Source organism: Streptomyces sp. NPDC020362 (assembly GCF_040642095.1).
GTDB lineage: Bacteria > Actinomycetota > Actinomycetes > Streptomycetales > Streptomycetaceae > Streptomyces.
On the sequence record NZ_JBFAET010000017.1, the window covers coordinates 37,189 to 53,339 of the forward strand.

17 protein-coding genes and 1 tRNA gene are annotated in these 16,151 nt (G+C 71.0%); 11 read left to right on the forward strand and 7 right to left on the reverse strand.

Annotated elements, in window-relative coordinates:
- The first annotated feature begins 44 nt into the window (after positions 1-44).
- Together AB0H32_RS10140 and AB0H32_RS10145 are read left to right on the forward strand one after the other, a co-directional pair.
- Positions 45-746 carry a DUF5324 family protein gene (locus tag AB0H32_RS10140; RefSeq protein ID WP_361117181.1) on the forward strand — a complete coding sequence of 234 codons (702 nt, stop codon included), beginning with the start codon at positions 45-47 and terminating at the stop codon, positions 744-746.
- Between the two features lie 382 nt (positions 747-1,128).
- Complete coding sequence (locus AB0H32_RS10145) at positions 1,129-1,797, forward strand: DUF4097 family beta strand repeat-containing protein (protein ID WP_361117183.1); 669 nt, start codon at positions 1,129-1,131, stop codon at positions 1,795-1,797.
- Between the two features lie 180 nt (positions 1,798-1,977).
- Here the strand turns inward: AB0H32_RS10145 and galE are convergent, their stop codons facing one another.
- On the reverse strand, positions 1,978-2,964 hold the full coding sequence (gene galE, locus AB0H32_RS10150; RefSeq protein WP_361117186.1) for a UDP-glucose 4-epimerase GalE: 987 nt from the start codon (positions 2,962-2,964) through the stop codon (positions 1,978-1,980).
- A 467-nt stretch (positions 2,965-3,431) separates the two neighbouring features.
- On the opposite strand from galE, the gene fabG reads away from it, so the two are divergent.
- From fabG to nudC, 5 genes are all read left to right on the forward strand, one after another.
- The gene (fabG, locus tag AB0H32_RS10155) at positions 3,432-4,136 is read left to right on the forward strand and encodes a 3-oxoacyl-ACP reductase FabG (RefSeq protein WP_361117189.1); all 705 of its coding nucleotides are present in this window, start codon (positions 3,432-3,434) and stop codon (positions 4,134-4,136) included.
- Positions 4,137-4,192: 56 nt separating this feature from the next.
- Positions 4,193-5,287, forward strand: a complete 1,095-nt coding sequence (locus tag AB0H32_RS10160; RefSeq protein WP_361117192.1) for an NADH:flavin oxidoreductase/NADH oxidase — start codon at positions 4,193-4,195, stop codon at positions 5,285-5,287.
- Positions 5,288-5,406: 119 nt separating this feature from the next.
- Complete coding sequence (locus tag AB0H32_RS10165) at positions 5,407-6,036, forward strand: methylglyoxal synthase (RefSeq protein WP_361117195.1); 630 nt, start codon at positions 5,407-5,409, stop codon at positions 6,034-6,036.
- 3 nt (positions 6,037-6,039) lie between these two features.
- Positions 6,040-6,738, forward strand: coding sequence for a type 1 glutamine amidotransferase domain-containing protein (locus AB0H32_RS10170; RefSeq protein ID WP_361117198.1), 699 nt, complete (start codon positions 6,040-6,042; stop codon positions 6,736-6,738).
- Positions 6,738-7,670 (forward strand): NAD(+) diphosphatase, encoded by a 933-nt coding sequence (nudC, locus tag AB0H32_RS10175; RefSeq protein ID WP_361117201.1) that lies wholly within the window; start codon positions 6,738-6,740, stop codon positions 7,668-7,670. The genes AB0H32_RS10170 and nudC overlap by 1 nt, the downstream gene beginning before the upstream one ends.
- 69 nt (positions 7,671-7,739) lie before the next feature.
- Here the strand turns inward: nudC and AB0H32_RS10180 are convergent, their stop codons facing one another.
- Positions 7,740-8,552 carry a helix-turn-helix transcriptional regulator gene (locus tag AB0H32_RS10180; RefSeq protein ID WP_361117204.1) on the reverse strand — a complete coding sequence of 271 codons (813 nt, stop codon included), beginning with the start codon at positions 8,550-8,552 and terminating at the stop codon, positions 7,740-7,742.
- Positions 8,553-9,191: 639 nt separating this feature from the next.
- Positions 9,192-9,264 (reverse strand) — tRNA-Ala (locus AB0H32_RS10185).
- Positions 9,265-9,446: 182 nt separating this feature from the next.
- Here AB0H32_RS10185 and AB0H32_RS10190 point away from each other — a divergent pair.
- Positions 9,447-9,995, forward strand: a complete 549-nt coding sequence (locus AB0H32_RS10190) for a DNA-binding protein (RefSeq protein ID WP_361117207.1) — start codon at positions 9,447-9,449, stop codon at positions 9,993-9,995.
- 137 nt (positions 9,996-10,132) lie between these two features.
- Complete coding sequence (locus tag AB0H32_RS10195) at positions 10,133-11,689, forward strand: serine/threonine-protein kinase (protein WP_361117210.1); 1,557 nt, start codon at positions 10,133-10,135, stop codon at positions 11,687-11,689.
- Here the strand turns inward: AB0H32_RS10195 and AB0H32_RS10200 are convergent.
- Together AB0H32_RS10200 and AB0H32_RS10205 are read right to left on the reverse strand one after the other, a co-directional pair.
- Entirely contained in the window at positions 11,653-12,978 is a 1,326-nt protein-coding gene (locus AB0H32_RS10200) for a hypothetical protein (protein WP_361117213.1), read from the reverse strand. The two genes, AB0H32_RS10195 and AB0H32_RS10200, sit on opposite strands and share 37 nt — an antisense overlap.
- A 332-nt stretch (positions 12,979-13,310) precedes the next feature.
- Positions 13,311-13,439: a DLW-39 family protein gene (locus AB0H32_RS10205; protein WP_003999697.1), complete on the reverse strand. Its 129-nt coding sequence runs from the start codon at positions 13,437-13,439 to the stop codon at positions 13,311-13,313.
- 348 nt (positions 13,440-13,787) lie between these two features.
- On the opposite strand from AB0H32_RS10205, the gene AB0H32_RS10210 reads away from it, so the two are divergent.
- Both AB0H32_RS10210 and AB0H32_RS10215 read left to right on the forward strand, forming a co-directional pair.
- A complete protein-coding gene (locus AB0H32_RS10210; RefSeq protein WP_361117216.1) occupies positions 13,788-14,123 on the forward strand; it encodes a DUF6344 domain-containing protein in 336 nt (111 codons plus the stop codon).
- 268 nt (positions 14,124-14,391) lie between these two features.
- Complete coding sequence (locus AB0H32_RS10215) at positions 14,392-15,039, forward strand: UTRA domain-containing protein (protein WP_361117219.1); 648 nt, start codon at positions 14,392-14,394, stop codon at positions 15,037-15,039.
- Between the two features lie 266 nt (positions 15,040-15,305).
- On the opposite strand, the gene AB0H32_RS10220 is transcribed toward AB0H32_RS10215, so the two are convergent.
- Together AB0H32_RS10220 and AB0H32_RS10225 are read right to left on the reverse strand one after the other, a co-directional pair.
- The gene (locus tag AB0H32_RS10220) at positions 15,306-15,506 is read right to left on the reverse strand and encodes a ferredoxin (RefSeq protein ID WP_361117222.1); all 201 of its coding nucleotides are present in this window, start codon (positions 15,504-15,506) and stop codon (positions 15,306-15,308) included.
- A 179-nt stretch (positions 15,507-15,685) separates the two neighbouring features.
- Positions 15,686-16,111 carry a hypothetical protein gene (locus AB0H32_RS10225; protein ID WP_361117225.1) on the reverse strand — a complete coding sequence of 142 codons (426 nt, stop codon included), beginning with the start codon at positions 16,109-16,111 and terminating at the stop codon, positions 15,686-15,688.
- Between the last annotated feature and the right edge of the window lie 40 nt (positions 16,112-16,151).

A 16,151-nucleotide genomic window follows, 5' to 3' on the forward strand; every position in this document is an offset into this window, starting at 1 on the left:
GTGGAAAGTCGAATTACGGTACCGCCACCGAGGAGGAGGAACCCGTGACCCGCATCGACAGCGTGCGCGCCGCGACCGGCTCGGCGAGGGACAGCGTGCTGCACGCCGCGGAAGCGGTGGCGCCCTACGCCGACACGGCCAAGGAGCGTGCCGCGTATTACGCGCAGGAGGCACGCGTACGGCTGGCACCCGTGGTGTCGCAGGCCGCTGAGCAGGCCCGCGAGCAGTACGACGCCTATCTCGCCCCGCGTCTGGAGCAGGCCCTCACGCACGTGCCGCCGAAGGTGGACCTGGCCGCGCACGAGGCCGCCGCCCGTACCCTCAAGGCCGCCCGGCAGGCCGCCGAGTATTCGCGTCCGATGATCGAGCAGGCGGTGGCCGCGGCGGCTCCGGTGGCGGACGAGGCCGCCACGCGCAGTGCCGCCGCGCTGGCCGCGCTGCGCGGCCATGTCTCGGCGCAGGAGATCCAGAAGCTGGCCCGCAGGAACGAGCGGCGGTCCAGGGCCGGCCGCACCGTGAAGGTGCTGGTGCTGCTGGGCCTGGTGGCGGGCGGTGCTTTCGCGGCCTGGAAGTGGTGGGACAAGCAGGCCAACCCCGACTGGCTGGTGGAGCCGCCCGCCGCGACGGAGGTGCCCGAGTCGGGCCGGCTGAGCGCGGTGGACGGCAGCGGCACCTCGGTGCTGGACCCGGAGGTGCAGGCGAAGCAGGCCGAGGAGGATGCCGCCGACCGCGACGAGAAGGAGTGAGGCCGTCACGTCCGTATGACGCCCGACCGGCCGGGTGAGGTGCGGCGCCGGAGGGTGGCTCGCGGTGAAGACCGATCCACCTGGGATCCGTCCCGAAGACCCCTGTGAGCTGCGCAGACGCAGCCATGGGGGTCTTTCCTTGCGTCGCGTGGGGTGCGGTGGCGCCGGGGCGACCGGGACGTCGCGGCCGTCCGGTAGCGTTCACCTGCAATCCATTGCAACGCACCGAGTGAGCGTTGTTGCATTACCCGCAACGCCATTGCAACAATTTCTCTGCTTTGAGCTGCAGCTTTGCTGATTATCCGCAACGACCTCGTTGCCAGATTCTTGAATGCAACGTAGCGTTTCCATCATCAGAAACAGCGGATCGAAGGAGCGCACGATGCAGAAGTTCGACACCCCCGCCCCGGTCTCGGCCGTCCTCGACATCCCCGCGGGACGCATCCGGTTCATCGCCGCCGACCGGGCCGACACCACGGTCGAGGTCCTGCCCGCGAACGCCTCCAGGAGCCGCGACGTGAAGGCGGCCGAGCAGATCGAGGTCGTCCACGGCGACGGCGTCCTGCGGATCGAGGCCCCGGCGGCGAAGAACCGGATCCTCGGCCCTTCCGGATCCGTCGAGGTGACCGTCCAGCTGCCCGTCGGCTCCCGCGTCCGGGCGAAGGCGGCCAGTGCCGAACTCCGGGGCGTCGGACGCCTCGGCGACGTCACCTTCGAGGGTGCGCAGGCCACGGTCGAGCTCGACGAGACCGCGAGCGCGCGCCTCGCCGTCCAGGCCGGAGACGTCACGGTCGGCCGCCTCGGCGGTCCTGCGGAGATCAGCACCCAGAAGGGCGACCTGCGCATCACCGAGGCCGTGCGCGGCGCGGTCACGCTGCGCACCGAGCACGGCGAGATCACGGTCGGCGCCGCCCGCGGAGTCTCCGCCGCTCTGGACGCCGGCACCTCCTACGGCCGGATCCACAACGCGCTCAGGAACACCGACGGCACCGTCGGCCTGAACATCCACGCGACCACCGCGTACGGCGACATCACCGCCCGCAGCCTGTAGAGCTCCGCCCCGGGACAACGGTCATGACGACGCGGGCCACTCCCGCGACTCGTCCCGCCCGAGGGCGGCGTACACCGACACCCCGTCGAGGTACGCCGCCCTTGCGTATGCCTCCCGTGGTTTCCGGGTCGGGCTGCCAAGGGGTGCGGGACGGCGGCTGCGACACCGCGTCTGCGCAGGTCAGGCGGTTTTGCGTGCCTCGGGGTGGTGCAGGCACCAGCCTTCCCAGGCGGAGGAGACCATGTCGGTCACGCTGTAGCGGGCGGACCAGCCCAGGTGCTGCTCGATCGGAGTGGCGTCCGCGACGACCTTCGCCGGGTCTCCCGGGCGGCGGTCGACCACGACCGGCTCGACGCCGTGGCCGGTCACCATGGTGATGACCTCGATCAGCTCGCGCACCGACAGGCCCTTGCCCCGGCCGACGTTGAAGGTGCGTGCGACGCCGTCGTGCTCGCGCAGGTGGCGGGTTGCCGCCAGGTGTGCGGAGGCGATGTCGGCGACATGGATGTAGTCGCGCACGCAGGTGCCGTCCGGCGTGGCGTAGTCGTCGCCGAAGATCTGGGGCGCCTCACCGGCGGTGAGCTTCTCGAAGACCATGGGGACGAGGTTGAGCACGCGCTTGTCCGCCATGGCCGGGGTGGCGGCTCCGGCGACGTTGAAGTAGCGCAGGTTGATCACGTCCACGCCGTACGCGTGATGGGCCGCCGTGCCGAGCCATTCGCCGATCAGCTTGGTCTGGCCGTACGGGCTCATCGGTGAGCACGGGGTGTCCTCGGTGACCAGGTCCACGTCCGGCATCCCGTAGACGGAGGCGCTGGAGGAGTACACGAGTTTCCGTACCCCGGCGGTGTTCATCGCCGACAGCAGGACGCGGAATCCCTCGACGTTCTGGTGGTAGTGCGCGAGGGGGAGCTGGACGGATTCGCCGACCTGTGTCCGGGCGACCAGGTTGACGACGCCTTCCACCTCGTATTCCCGGAAAACCTGGTCCAAGGCTCGTTCATCGCGAATGTCGGCGAGGACAAGGGGAACTCCGTCGGGGACGTTGGACTTCGCACCGGTGGAGAGATCGTCCACGACGATCACGTGCTCTCCGGCGTCGTGCATTGCTTTCACGACGTGTCCGCCGATGTAGCCGGCACCGCCTGCGACGAGCCAGAACTTCATATGCGCAGTTCCTTTGGTCGTTCATGTGGTCTTCCGCGATGCGCAGTTGGTCGTCTGGCATCGGGCTCGGAGGACTCGGGCTGAGCACCTGGCCTGCGGGCAACGGATCGGAGCCCGCCGAATGCGGGGCGACGGGTGCATCGCGCACGATCGTCGGCCGGAGCGGGGCCCATTCCTTGCAGCCATGTACCCCCGGTGCTCGGAGGGCCAGTGAAAAAGACCGTCGCACGGGTTGTCAACTTGTCAGCCGCTCGGGCCGGATGAGGTCATGGCAGCGGTCGCCGGATTGCGTGGCGCGGGATGCGGGACCGCGGTGACGCGGGATGTGCGGACCGTCGCGCTCACAACCGGAACTTTCGGAAGTGCGAGTTGTTGATCTTTTTCTCTACTCTCTGACTTGTCGGCGCCGGCGGGGGAGCCATCCGGATGGATGGCGGCCGCGCGCACGACAGGCAAGGGAGAAAACTGTGGGACGCTCAGTTCTCATCACTGGCGGGAATCGCGGAATCGGGCTGTCGATAGCCCGGGAGTTCGCCGCGAACGGTGACCGGGTTGCCGTCACGTACCGCTCGGGCGAACCGCCCGAGGGGCTTTTCGGAGTTCGCTGCGATGTGACGTCGGCAACCGACGTGGACCGCGCCTTCTCCGAGGTCGAGGCGGAGCACGGGCCGGTCGAGGTGGTGGTGGCCAATGCCGGGATCACCAGGGACAGGCTGCTGCTGCGGATGGACGAAGAGGACTTCGGTGCCGTGTTGGACACCAACCTCGGAGGGGTCTTCAGGGTCGTCAAGCGTGCCGGCCGAGCGATGCTGCGGGCCAGATCCGGACGGATCGTGCTGATCTCGTCGGTGGTCGGCATGTCCGGTGAGGCAGGCCAGTGCAACTATGCGGCGGCCAAGGCGGGCCTGGTCGGTTTCGGCCGTTCGCTGGCCCGGGAGTTGGGCAGTCGCGGAATCACCGTGAACATCGTGGCGCCGGGCATCGTGGCGACAGACATGACAGCCGTGCTCTCCCAGGAGCGCAGGGACGAGATCTGCGGACACGTCCCGCTGCGGCGGATGGCCGAGCCGGGTGAGATCGCCCCGGTCGTGCGTTTCATCGCCTCACCGGAAGCCGCCTACATCACCGGCGCAGTCATTCCCGTCGACGGCGGCCTCGGCATGGGGCACTGAGCCCCGGCCCGGACCACTTTCGGGTCTCGTCCACCGTCACTCCAAGGAGGCCAATCATGAGCAAACTCTTCGAGCCCATCAGACTTCGCAACCTGACCATCCCCAACCGTGTGTGGATGGCTCCCATGTGTCAGTACTCCGCGGCCTCCAGCGGGCCCGAGCTGGGAGTGCCCAACGACTGGCACGCCACGCACCTGACCACCCGCGCGGTGGGCGGGGCCGGCCTGATCATGGTCGAGGCGACCGCGGTCACCCCGGAGGGCCGGATCACCCCCGGCTGCCTCGGGCTGTGGAACGACCGCCAGGAGGAGGCGTTCCGGAAGATCACCGGCTCCCTGCTGGAGCACGGCACCGTTCCGGCGATCCAGCTGGCCCATGCCGGACGCAAGGCCTCGACGGCGGCGCCCTTCCATGGCGGGAAGCCGGTCGCTCCGGCCGACGGAGGCTGGCAGACGGTGGGGCCGAGCCCGGTACCGTTCGGTGACTACCCGGCGCCCGACGAACTGACGACACGCCAGATCGCGGACATCGTCAAGGACTTCGCCCATGCGGCCAAGCGGGCGCTGCGGGCAGGCTTCCAGGCCGTCGAGATTCACGGGGCCCACGGCTTCCTCCTCAACTCCTTCCTCTCGCCGTACAGCAACAGGCGCACGGACGCCTACGGCGGCTCCTTCGAGAACCGCATCCGGCTCGCCCTGGAGATCGTGGATGCGGTGGGCGAGGTCTGGCCGGACGACCTGCCGATGTTCTTCCGCACGTCGGCCACCGACTGGCTGAGCGAGGACACCCGGGACGACCGAGAGGGCTGGACCGGCGAGGACACGGTGCGGCTGGCTCGGGAGCTGCTGGAGCACGGCATCGACCTGCTCGACGTGTCCAGCGGAGGCATCGCCCCGGACGCCCGGATCCCGGTCGGTCCCGGCTACCAGGTTCCGTTGGCGGAGCAGGTGCGCAGCGAGACCTCGATGCTGGTCGGCGCGGTCGGCAAGATCACCGAGCCGTGGCAGGCCGAGGAGATCCTCACGGAGGGCAGGGCCGATGTCGTGCTGCTCGGCCGCGAGCTGCTGCGCAATCCGTACTGGCCGCAGTACGCCGCGGCCAAGCTCGACGCCGAGTCGAACTGGCCCGCCCAGTACGGCTACGCGGTGTAGGCGGTGGGCGCCGGAGCAGACGGAGGGCCGATGAGCACGGCGACCACTCATCGGGACTGCGACGGCGCCGGACACGGTCGCGGTGCACAGCACCGACTTCACCAACGGGGGTTTGTGACATGCGAATCGCGCTGATCGCGCATGACGGCATGAAGAATGTGATGGTCGACTGGGTCGGCCGTCAGTACCGCGAACTCGCCCAGCACGAGCTGGTGGCGACCGAGTCCACCGGCACCCTGCTGGCAGAGCGGTACGGGCTGGACGTCCGACGGGTGGCCAGCGGTCCGCTCGGTGGGGACCAGCAGATCGGCGCGATGATCGTCGATCACCGGGTGGATCTGATGATCTTCTTCTGGGACCCGATGGGCCTGCACCCGCACAGTCCCGATGTGCAGGCGCTGATGCGGCTGGCGGTCCTTCAGGACATCCCGATGGCACTGAACCCGGCCAGCGCGGACCGCGTCCTGCAGTCACCGGCCGCGAACGGCCGACCGGAGGGCACCGGTGCCACGGCCGCTGCCCCTGCCGGTCGACGGCGGACGCCGTCGGTGCGGCCCGGTGCCGCCGGCCGGCGGACGCCGTCGGGGAGCCCCGCCGCCCCCTCCCGGGCCGCGGCCGCACCGACGGTCTCCCGGCGGTCCCCGGCCTCCCGGTGGGCCGACACGTCCTCGCCCTCTTCGACTCCACGGCGTGGTCCCTGGGGCGCACGCCGCTCCGACCGCACCCCCACCGTCCCCTCCCCCAGGTAGGCCATGACTTCGTCTTCGTCCGCGAAGGTCCTTCTCGCACTCACCAGCCACGGCGAGCTGGGAGACACGGGCCGCAGCACCGGGTTCTACGTGCCGGAGGCGGCACATCCCCATGAGGTCTTCACCAAGGCCGGGTACCAGGTCGACTTCGTCTCCGTGCGCGGCGGTTCGTCGCCGCTGGACGGTTTCGAACCCGACGACGAGGACTCGGCCCGGTTCCTGGCCGATCCGGCGGTGGCCGCGAAGCTCGCCGACACCCCCACTGCGGACCGGCTCGATCCCTCGGACTACGCCGCCGTGTACTTCGTCGGCGGGCACGGGACGATGTGGGACTTCCCGGACGCGACCGAGCTGACCGCCTTCGCGGCGGCGGTGTACGAGCAGGGTGGTGTGGTGGCGGCGGTCTGCCACGGCCCGTCCGCGCTGGTGAATCTGCGGCTCTCCGACGGGACTCACCTCGTCGACGGCAAGGAGGTCGCGGTCTTCACCAACGACGAGGAGGTGTCGATGGGGCTGGCCGAGGTGGTTCCGTTCCTCCTGCAGACGCGGCTGGCGGAGCGCGGGGCCACGGTGCGCACCGGTGCGATGTGGGCCGAGAACGCGGTGGCGGACGCCCGTCTGGTGACCGGGCAGAACCCCGCCTCCGCGGCACGGGTGGCCGAGCTGACGGTGCAGATGCTCGCTTCGGGGACGGAGGCGTAGTGCGGACCGCAGTCTTCGCCGGGCTGCCGGAGCCGGCGCTGTCCCGGGCCACGGTGGACCGCGCCGGGGAGCACCGGACGGACGAGGCCCGGCTGGGTGCGGCCTGGCTCCGGGAGAGCACCCGGGTGGCACTGGTGGCCAAGGACCGCACCCTGGTGGCCGAGGACGGAACAGGGCAGGTCGGAATCGTCCTGCTGCCGGCCTCGGCGGCACCCGACGGGATGCGGTACTTCCTCGGCTCGGACACCGCGGGGGTGGACTACTTCGCCGTCTCGGTGCCCGACCTGGAGTCCTACCGGGCCCCCGGCGTTCGCGAGGCAGGGCTCCGTGAGATCGGGACGCTCCTGACCGCCAGGGACGTCGGGCTGCTGGTCCACGCCGTGGCTCTGGACGCCTGGCACCGGACCCACCCCTTCTGTCCGCGTTGCGCGCACTCCACCGACCTCGCCTTCGGCGGGCACATGAGGCGCTGTCCGTCCTGCGGGACGGAGCACTTCCCGCGTACGGACCCGGCGGTGATCATGCTGGTCACCGATGGTGAGGACCGCTGTCTGCTGGCCCGGAACGCGGCGTGGGACGAGGGCCGTTGGTCCGTGCTGGCGGGGTTCGTGGACCCCGGCGAGTCCCTGGAACAGGCGGTGCGCCGGGAGCTGCGGGAGGAGGTGGGCGTCCGGGCGGACTCGGTCGAGTACGCCGGGAGCCAGACGTGGCCGTTCCCCGCGAGCCTGATGATCGGCTTCTTCGGGCGGACCACGGATCCGGAGATCACGGTGGACGGCGAGGAGATCGCCCAGGCGCGCTGGTTCTCCCGGGCTCAGCTGCGGGAGGCGATGGCCGAGGGGGCGGTGGCGCTGCCGTCCGACGTGTCGATCGCCCGGATGATGATCGAACACTGGTACGGCGGACCGCTCCCGGAAGCCCCCTCCTGGTGAATCAGGCTGCCGGCCCGGTGACCGGCGCCGTCCCGGCCCCGTCCGGGGCAACGCCGGTCACTGCCGCTATTACCTGGGGCCCTCGTGCGGCTGCACCGGGATGAGCGAGACCAGCCGCAACTCCCCGTTGCCCAGCGGGGAGGTCATGACGATCTCGATCGTCGTCGGCGTCTCCTCGTCCGCACAGAACAGATCGCGCCGGTTGCCGTCGGCGTGCTCGACGACCCGGTGCTCGCGCCACAGCCGGCGTGCGCAGGCGCTGGTTTCGAGGATCTCCTCGACCACCGTGTTCAGCCGGGTGTTCTCCGGGTGGCGGGCCTGCGCCATCCGCATCTGGGCCAGCATCGGCCCGGCCCAGTCCCGCTCCCAGTTGTGGAAGCGAATGCGTCTGCCGGTGTCGGGAGCGAACACCTCCTTGGCGATGTTCTGGTCGGCGACCCCGGAGGGGAACCATTCACCAAAGGCCTGGTTCTGGTAAATGACGTCCCAGGCCGTGTCGGACGCGTACGCGGGCCAGGGCTGGAGTTCCAGCAGTCGCCGGACTCCGTCGGTGACGCCGGTTTCCCGGCAATTCGCAGGGCTCGTCGGCTCCCAGCCGACCGCGTGCAGGAACAGCAGCTTCCGTTCGGCCTCGTCGAGCCTCAGGGCGCAGGAGACACGGTTCAGGAAGTCTTCCGAATATTGCGCCGCTCCACCCCGTTCGAACCTCCCGTACCAGACGCTGCTGACACCGGTCATCTGCGCCATGTCCTCCTGGCTGACCATTTTTGACCTGGCCTGACGACTCCTCCTCAGTTCCGGGATCTGATCCCGGGTGAGGCGTCTGCGCCAGCCCTTCACCAGCGTGGAGAGATTGTCCGGCGAACCCGGTTCATATGTCACTGGATTTTCCCCCGTTCGACCTGCTGAACAGCCAAGGATACCAATGACCGGGTTTTCGGCGATTCGATTGACCCGGGCGAAAGCGGGAGATCACGTGTCTGCTGCCCGACTGTGACAGGGGCGGGACAGGTAGCGATTATTCCGTAGCAGAACCAGGACGATCACCGACCGCGTCTCCGCCACCCCGCCCTTCTTCTACAAGGACTTCGGATAGCCCCCAGAAGAAATCCTAATACCCGGCCGAAGTTCAGGGATAAACAAATTCCTCGAGCGGTATTCCTCCGCTCCGCACCATCGCTGTCCAGCCGGTCCGGGACCCGGCAGGCCGTCCGATCGCCGTACACGACGACCGCACCACGAGGCAGCTCGGCACCGACGACCGCGCGTGAGCAGGAGGGCTGACCGTCGCTCAGCCGCCCGGTGCCGGACTCCCACGCCCCTCCTGCCGCTTCCGTCCGCCACCGAGCCCGCCGCGAGCACCGCGGACGTCCCCCGGCGCCGGGGGATCCGCAGGGACGAGGGCGCCGCCCCGAAGCCTTGCGGGCACGGGCCTCCGCAGGCGTTCGCCGACACGGCGGCCAGGAGGACAAAAAAGACCCCTCCAACCGCGTTTCCGCAGGTCAGAGGGGTCGTATCGCGTGGAGCCTAGGGGAGTCGAACCCCTGACATCCGCCATGCAAAGACGGCGCTCTACCAACTGAGCTAAGGCCCCGGAAGGGAGGCAACGGCCAAGGTATCGCGTACCCGGCGCGTGCCGCTGACCAGACTACCGGGTCACCCCCCGTATCCCGCAAAAAGATTGGGGGTCCCCCCGGATGACCACTCTCCGTAAGATGCTCGACATGGTTCGCTACAGCGAACCGCGGTTTTTAGGGGAAGCGATGGGGAGACGCAATGGACGCCGCACAGCAGGAAGCCACCGCGAGAGCGCGAGAGCTGCAGCGGAACTGGTACGGGGAGCCGCTGGGGGCGCTCTTCCGTAAGCTCATCGACGATCTCGGGCTCAACCAGGCCCGTCTCGCGGCGGTCCTGGGCCTGTCGGCTCCGATGCTGTCGCAGCTGATGAGCGGCCAGCGCGCCAAGATCGGCAATCCTGCCGTGGTCCAGCGGGTGCAGCTGCTGCAGGACCTGGCGGCGCAGGTCGCGGACGGCAGCGTCAGCGCGGCCGAGGCCACCGACCGCATGGACGAGATCAAGAAGTCACAGGGGGGATCCGTGCTCAGCAACACCACGCAGACGACTAGCAGTTCGGGTGCACCGACGGTCAAGCGCGTGGTGCGCGAGATCCAGTCGCTGCTGCGTTCGGTGGCCGCCGCCGGCGACATCATCGACGCTGCCGACTCCCTCGCCCCGACCCACCCCGAGCTGGCAGAGTTCCTCCGGGTCTACGGTGCCGGCCGCACCTCCGACGCGGTCGCGCACTACCAGTCCCACCAGAACTGACCCAAGGGCCCGGCTCCGCGGGGGGTCCGGGGGTCGGGCCGAGGGCAGCCCGTTCAGGGCACGGGGGAGGGGTCGTATCGCTCGGCCAGGGGGAAGAGGGGGAAACGAGGGGCTAGGGGGAGGAGCGGCGGACTGTCATGGGTGAGGTCTTCGCCGGCCGGTACGAGCTGGCCGACCCGATCGGACGTGGCGGCGCGGGTGCCGTGTGGCGCGCCTGGGACCACCGCAGGCGGCGGTATGTGGCCGCCAAGGTGCTCCAACAGCGCGACGCCCACTCGCTGTTGCGCTTCGTGCGCGAACAGGCCCTGCGTATCGACCACCCCCACGTCCTCGCCCCGGCCAGCTGGGCCGCCGACGACGACAAGGTCCTGTTCACCATGGACCTGGTCGGGGGCGGCTCGCTGGTCCACCTCGTCGGCGACTACGGCCCGCTGCCGCCGGTGTACGTGTGCACCCTGCTCGACCAGCTCCTGTCCGGTCTCGCCGCCGTCCACGCGGAGGGCGTCGTGCACCGCGACGTCAAGCCCGCCAATGTGCTGCTCGAAGCCACCGGCACCGGCAGGCCGCGGCTCCGGCTGTCCGATTTCGGCATCGCCATGCGGTTCGGTGAGCCCCGTCTGACGGAGACCAACCTCGTGGTGGGCACGCCCGGCTATCTGGCGCCCGAGCAGTTGCTGGGGTCCGAACCGGACTTCCCCGCCGACCTGTTCGCCGTGGGTCTGGTCGCCCTGTATCTGCTGGAGGGCGCCAAGCCCGACGCCAAGGCAATCGTCGAGTACTTCGTGGAGCACGGGACTCCCGGAGCGCCCAAGAGCATTCCGGACCCGCTGTGGCAGGTGGTCGCCACTCTGCTCCAGCCCGATCCGGCAGCCCGGTTCCGCACGGCCACGGGAGCGCGCAAGGCCCTCGCCTCGGCCGCGGAACTCCTGCCGGAGCCCGGCCCCGACGACGAGCTGATCGAGATCTTCGACCAACTCGGGCCGCTGCCGCCCGGGTTCGGACCCGACGGCCCGCTCCGGCGCGCCTCCGGAGTACGGGAGGGACGGCCGTCCACGGGCGGACCCGAAGCCGCCCCCGCCGCTGAAGCCGCCACCGACGCTGAAGCCGGCGCCGTCGCCGAGGGCACAGGCAGTACGGCGGGGCCCGCCTCCGCCGCCGTGCCCGTCGATCCGCGCCTGGGCGGCGACGGGGCGCAGCACTCCGTGCCGTCCCCCATGTCGGACACCGGAAGCTTCCACCTCCCGCCCCCGCAGCCGACCCCCAGCCCCCAGCCGTACGCCCCCCGCCACCCGTACGAAGAAAACCGGCAGGCACCGTACGGCGCCCGGCCCGGCCCACACCCCGCCGAGCAGCCGCCCACCCCCGCCACAATCCCTGCCGCCGGCCCCCCGCACGCCCCCGCGCATCCCCGGTCCTCCCCCGAGCCGTACGCCGGCCGGCACCCGGCCCCGGCGGCCCCGCCGCTCCCCGTCCCGGAGGCCGGGACGCGCGGCGACGCCTCCACTGCCGCGTACACCGCCCGGGACGCGCAGGTTCCCGCTCCGGCGCAGCCCCGCCGGCCGGGCCCCGCGCACGGCCGCAGGGCACGGCGCGTGGGTCGCCGCCCCGGCCCTCCGGCGAAGGCCGCGATCCCGATCCTGCTTCTGGCGCTGGCCTGCTACGCCGTGGGCTTCTGGGCGCTGACCCGCGTCTGAGCCCGCCGGGCCGCCACCGTCCACACGCCCAGCACGAGCAGCAGCGCGGTCCCGGCGCCGATCCCGCCGACCGCGAGCACCTTCATTGCGGTGTCACCGCCCCCGGTGACCCCGGTGACCGCCGCCTCCCGGTCCTCGTCCGTGATCGTGAAGACGCCGGCCGGCACGGGCCGCCCGGCATACCCGGGCCCGTCGTGCGCCTGCCCGCCGACCCGTACCCGCAGCGTCACCGCGAACGGCCCGGTCCCGAACGTCCGGGCCAGCTGCTCGCTGAGATGCACGACCAGGTAGTAGTCGCCGGCGAAGCGCATCGCGCTCTGCGCGCTGAGCACGGTGTACCGGTTGCGGTACTCCACGGGAGGCAGCGGGCCGAGGGCAACGGGCTTCTGGGTCCCTGTGTAGCCGAGGGACGCGTCGTCGACGAGCCCGCGGACGGGGTTGTAGAGCGACAGGTTCAGGGCGCCACCCACATACCCCTGGCCCTGGGCGGAACCGCCGAGTTCTGCGACGGCGTTCACCCGGCGGCCCCAGTCGAGCGGCACCTTGTAGAAGAGGGTCTGGCCGGGGGTCATGTCGGTCCGCCAGACGCCCTGGCCGAGCGGGCGGGCCTGGGCGAAGCCGGCGCCGCCCGACCGGCGGCGGGCCGTCCCGGAAAGGGGATCGGGGGAGGCGGAGTCCCAGGTCCCGGGCGCGCTGGTGGATCCGGCCCCGGCCAGGCGCGGTTCCGTGACGGGCGCGATCTCCAGATCCCAGCGCTGCGCCGAGCCCGAACCCGAGCCCGAGCCCGCCGAGCCCGACCCCGCGGCACCCGAGCCTGCCGTACCGGAGCCCGCCGTACCGCTGGATTCGACGCGTTCCACCAGGACGTAGTACGTCCCCGCGCCCTGGCACAGCGTCCCGCCCGCCTCGCGCCGCGCCAGGGCGGTGACGGGACGCGGGCTCAGCCCGGCGCCGAAGCGTGCGGAGGAAAAGGTGCAGGAACTGCCGTGCGCGTCCTTGAGCGAGACACGGATGCCGTCGGTGGCCGCGACCGTGGTGTGGGCGGGGGGTACGGCGGTGACGGGGACGTACGCCGTGGCCGTGGCGGCGAGGTCGAGGCGGTAGTAGAGCTTGCCGTTCCTCGGGAGGGAGCTTCGGTAGGCACGGCCGGGCTCCAGCCGTTCTGCGCCGGTGGTGCTCGCCGTACCCGTGACCGCCCGGGCGTCCGGGGCGAACGCGTAGGTCCCGTCCTGCACACCGGCCGCCGTCCCGCCCGGCAGGACGGCAGCGGCGCACAGCACGGCGGTCACGACCGCTACCCGGGTTCCGGCACCCGCCGGCCGGCCGGCCCGCCGCCGCCACGTCGTTCGCCCACGCCCCCGCACGTGCCACCCCCTGTCGCTGCGCTCCCGGCCGTGGCCCATCCTGCCCCGCGCGGCCCTGCACCATCCGTGGAATCCGTACGGCCGTCCGAAACGGCCGTCCCGCCCGTCCCCGTGCCCGGGTCACGGCCCCGTGCTCGTACACCACCCGCCGGGAACCGGCAACACGGGGCACAGGCACGCGGCTCCTGCGCCGTCCGGGCAACACAAAACCCCGACCGCAAGGGCGGTCGGGGTCTGATCAGATTCTGGATCGGTACTCACGAACCCGTGGGCACGGAGTCAGTCGCCTCCGTCCACAGGTCCTGCTCGGCGCGATCCGCCTGGATCTGGCGGTACACGAGGAGCCCGCCGATGGCGGCCAGTGCGACCAGGAGCAGCTTCTTCACCGCGCGACCTCGTCTTTCCTTGACGTAGGGGACCTCTGCCGCCCGACTATACACACCGACCGATATCGATCGGTGACCTGCGTGGGGCCCCAACTCCGGCCTCCGGAAGCACATTAGGCGAGGTCGGCGCCGTTCCGATCGGAGGGTGATCACACCCCCACGGACCGTGACTTTGCTCCCTCTTCGCTCGTCCTCACCTGGCTTTACGGGTTTTCCGACCTTCTTGCACCCATCCGAGTGGTGTTGATCTGAACATCGACGCGCCACGAGCGTCGGTCCACCACTTCCCAGCCCCCATACACATCATGAACAAAGTACGCAAATCGCCCAACCCGAAAGTGAGGGGCCATGACCCAGAACAAGGTCATGAAGCTGTGGACCGCCATCGTCACCGCATTCCTCGCGCTGTTCACGGCGCTCGGCCTCATCACCGCGACCGACGCGGCGGCCGCCACCCGGACCGAGGCTCCGAGCAACGACAGCGTGCAGCGCACGGCCCCCACGATCCCGGTGACGAACCACTGGGCCTGGTCCCATGCCAGGGCCCTCCTGCCCCCCACGATGAAACAGCGGATCCGGGCCGAGGCCCATGGAAAGTCGCCCAGCTGCCGGCGCAGCAGCCTCAACCGGACGGAAGCCGCGACGGAAGCCGAGGACCAGTCCACAGCCCCTCTCGCCTGCTGAGCACGACGGCAGCACGCAGCACCGCGGACGTTTCGACTTCACGGCGACTTGCGTACGCAGCACAGTCGACACGGAAAAGACCCCCGGCCGGGTTGGGCCGGGGGTCTCGCGCTGTTCGGGGGGCTCGCACTGTTCGGGGGTCTCGCACTGTTCGGGGGCTCGCACTGCGAGGGGGCTCGCACTGCGAGGGGCTCGCGCTGCCAGGGGGCCTGCACACGCCGCACGTCCCGACTCGCCGGGTCCGCGCGCCCGGTCGTAGCCTGGACGGGTGCCCAGGGCCTACGAGGAGATCGCGGACGACGGGCCGCACGGGCGCGACACGTTCGTACGGCGTCCTCGCACCCGGGTGGTGCGCGACAGCCGGCGACACCAGTGGGAGAAGAACCGGGCCCTGCAGTCGTCCGGCACGCGGGCCGGGACCGGGGCCACGGAGCACGACACCGGGCTGACACCGGGCGACCTCGTCTTCTTCGCGCGTTACCGCACGGTCCAGGCACTCGGCGATCTGGCCGAGACCTTCGGCGTGCCCCAGGGCACGCCGCTCCTGGAACGCACCTACCGGACGCGGTACGCGGCGGAGACGGCCCCCTTCAGCCTCGTGACCTCATATCTCCTGCACGCCGTGGCAGCGGCCAACCCCGACCTCCTGGACGCGTCGAGGGAGCCCTGGCCCGGCGGCACAGCCCACCAGCTCTCCACCGTGGGCGTCGAGATCGACCGCGTGGAGGAACGGTTCACCGCGCGGGAACCGACCCCGCAGGAAGTACGGGAGCTGGGACTTCCGGCCGGGGCTGCGGTGATCCTGCTCCGCAAGACGTCGTACGACACCGGCGGCCGTGTCGTGGACGTCTCCGACGTCGTACTGCCCGGCGACCGCACGGAGTTGCTCTTCACCACCCGTCTGGAAAGGTGGTGAATGCCGACAGAGGTGGTGAATGCCGACGGGTCTGACGCCGGACCTTCCTACGGGGCTGAGGGCGGATCTTCCGACGGCCCCGAGCGGCTGCCAGGGAGGCCGGGGCGCGGGCGCGGGTCTCCTTCGAGGGGCCGAGTGTGCCCGCCGGGGGGGCGAGTGTGCCCGCCGGGGGGGGCGAGTGTGCCCGCCGAGGGGGGCGAGTGGGCCCGTCCCACTGGGGACTGGGGCTCATTCGGCGTACCAGGGCTCATTCGGCGTACCGGGGCTCATTCGGTCACGACGATGGCCTGCGAGGGGCACTTCTCGACCGCTTCCCGCACCGCTTCCCGCACCGGTGGATCGTCCGCGGCCCGCTCCCGGCCGGGCCGGACCACGCCGTATCCGTCCTCGAACGCGAACACGGACGGCGCCCGGTGCGCACACTCGGCGGAGCCGTAGCACGCGGTGCGGTCGACGGACACCTTCATACGTCCTCCAGTCGTCGGTGACCTCCAGGACGTGCCTGCCCGGCGGACCGCACACCGAACCGGGCCGGGCCGCCAGCGGCGTGCGGGCGGCTGCGGCTCGCGGCCACCGGCGTCATCAGCGGCTGCGGCTCGCGGCCACCGGCGTCATCAGCGGCTGCGGCTCGCGGCCACCGGCGTCATCAGCGACCGAGCCCCTCGCCGGCTGCGGCCGAGAGCCAGTGGGCGACGCGGCGGACGGCGGGTTCGTCGAGCCGTTCGACGAGCGTGCGCACCGCCTCCTCGTCCTCGGAGGAGAGGTCGTACAGACCCGCCTTGCTCAGGCCGGCCATGAGCACCTGGTGCCGGCGGCCCGCAAGGCGTTCCGCCAGCCCGACCGGCTCCTCGGGGTGCTCGGGGGCTGGCTGCGCAGCGGGGGCGGCCGCCCGGCCGGCCGGGGTGTCGAACCGCTGCCAGGCACCGTCCCGTGGACCCCACAGAGCGACCGTCACCTCGTCGCCGCGCGCCCGTACCGTCTGGGCCATGTCGCCCACGGCGTACAGCACGGGAGCCCGGTCGGGGGACTCCGCACCCAGGTGCCAGGAGGCCTGCGCCGGCTGGTAGAACATCGCGACCCAGCGTGGCACACCGGGTGGTTGCGGGCATTCA

Excerpts from the sequence above, each read along its gene's own strand:
- AB0H32_RS10160 (WP_361117192.1), top strand. The coding sequence starts at position 4,193 with ATGAGCAAACTCTTCGAGCCCATCAGACTTCGCAACCTGACCATCCCC.
- AB0H32_RS10145 (WP_361117183.1), top strand. The coding sequence starts at position 1,129 with ATGCAGAAGTTCGACACCCCCGCCCCGGTCTCGGCCGTCCTCGACATC.
- AB0H32_RS10195 (WP_361117210.1), top strand. The coding sequence starts at position 10,133 with ATGGGTGAGGTCTTCGCCGGCCGGTACGAGCTGGCCGACCCGATCGGA.
- AB0H32_RS10190 (WP_361117207.1), top strand. The coding sequence starts at position 9,447 with ATGGACGCCGCACAGCAGGAAGCCACCGCGAGAGCGCGAGAGCTGCAG.
- AB0H32_RS10170 (WP_361117198.1), top strand. The coding sequence starts at position 6,040 with ATGACTTCGTCTTCGTCCGCGAAGGTCCTTCTCGCACTCACCAGCCAC.
- AB0H32_RS10225 (WP_361117225.1), bottom strand. The coding sequence starts at position 16,111 with ATGTTCTACCAGCCGGCGCAGGCCTCCTGGCACCTGGGTGCGGAGTCC.
- AB0H32_RS10165 (WP_361117195.1), top strand. The coding sequence starts at position 5,407 with ATGCGAATCGCGCTGATCGCGCATGACGGCATGAAGAATGTGATGGTC.
- galE (WP_361117186.1), bottom strand. The coding sequence starts at position 2,964 with ATGAAGTTCTGGCTCGTCGCAGGCGGTGCCGGCTACATCGGCGGACAC.
- AB0H32_RS10220 (WP_361117222.1), bottom strand. The coding sequence starts at position 15,506 with ATGAAGGTGTCCGTCGACCGCACCGCGTGCTACGGCTCCGCCGAGTGT.
- AB0H32_RS10210 (WP_361117216.1), top strand. The coding sequence starts at position 13,788 with ATGACCCAGAACAAGGTCATGAAGCTGTGGACCGCCATCGTCACCGCA.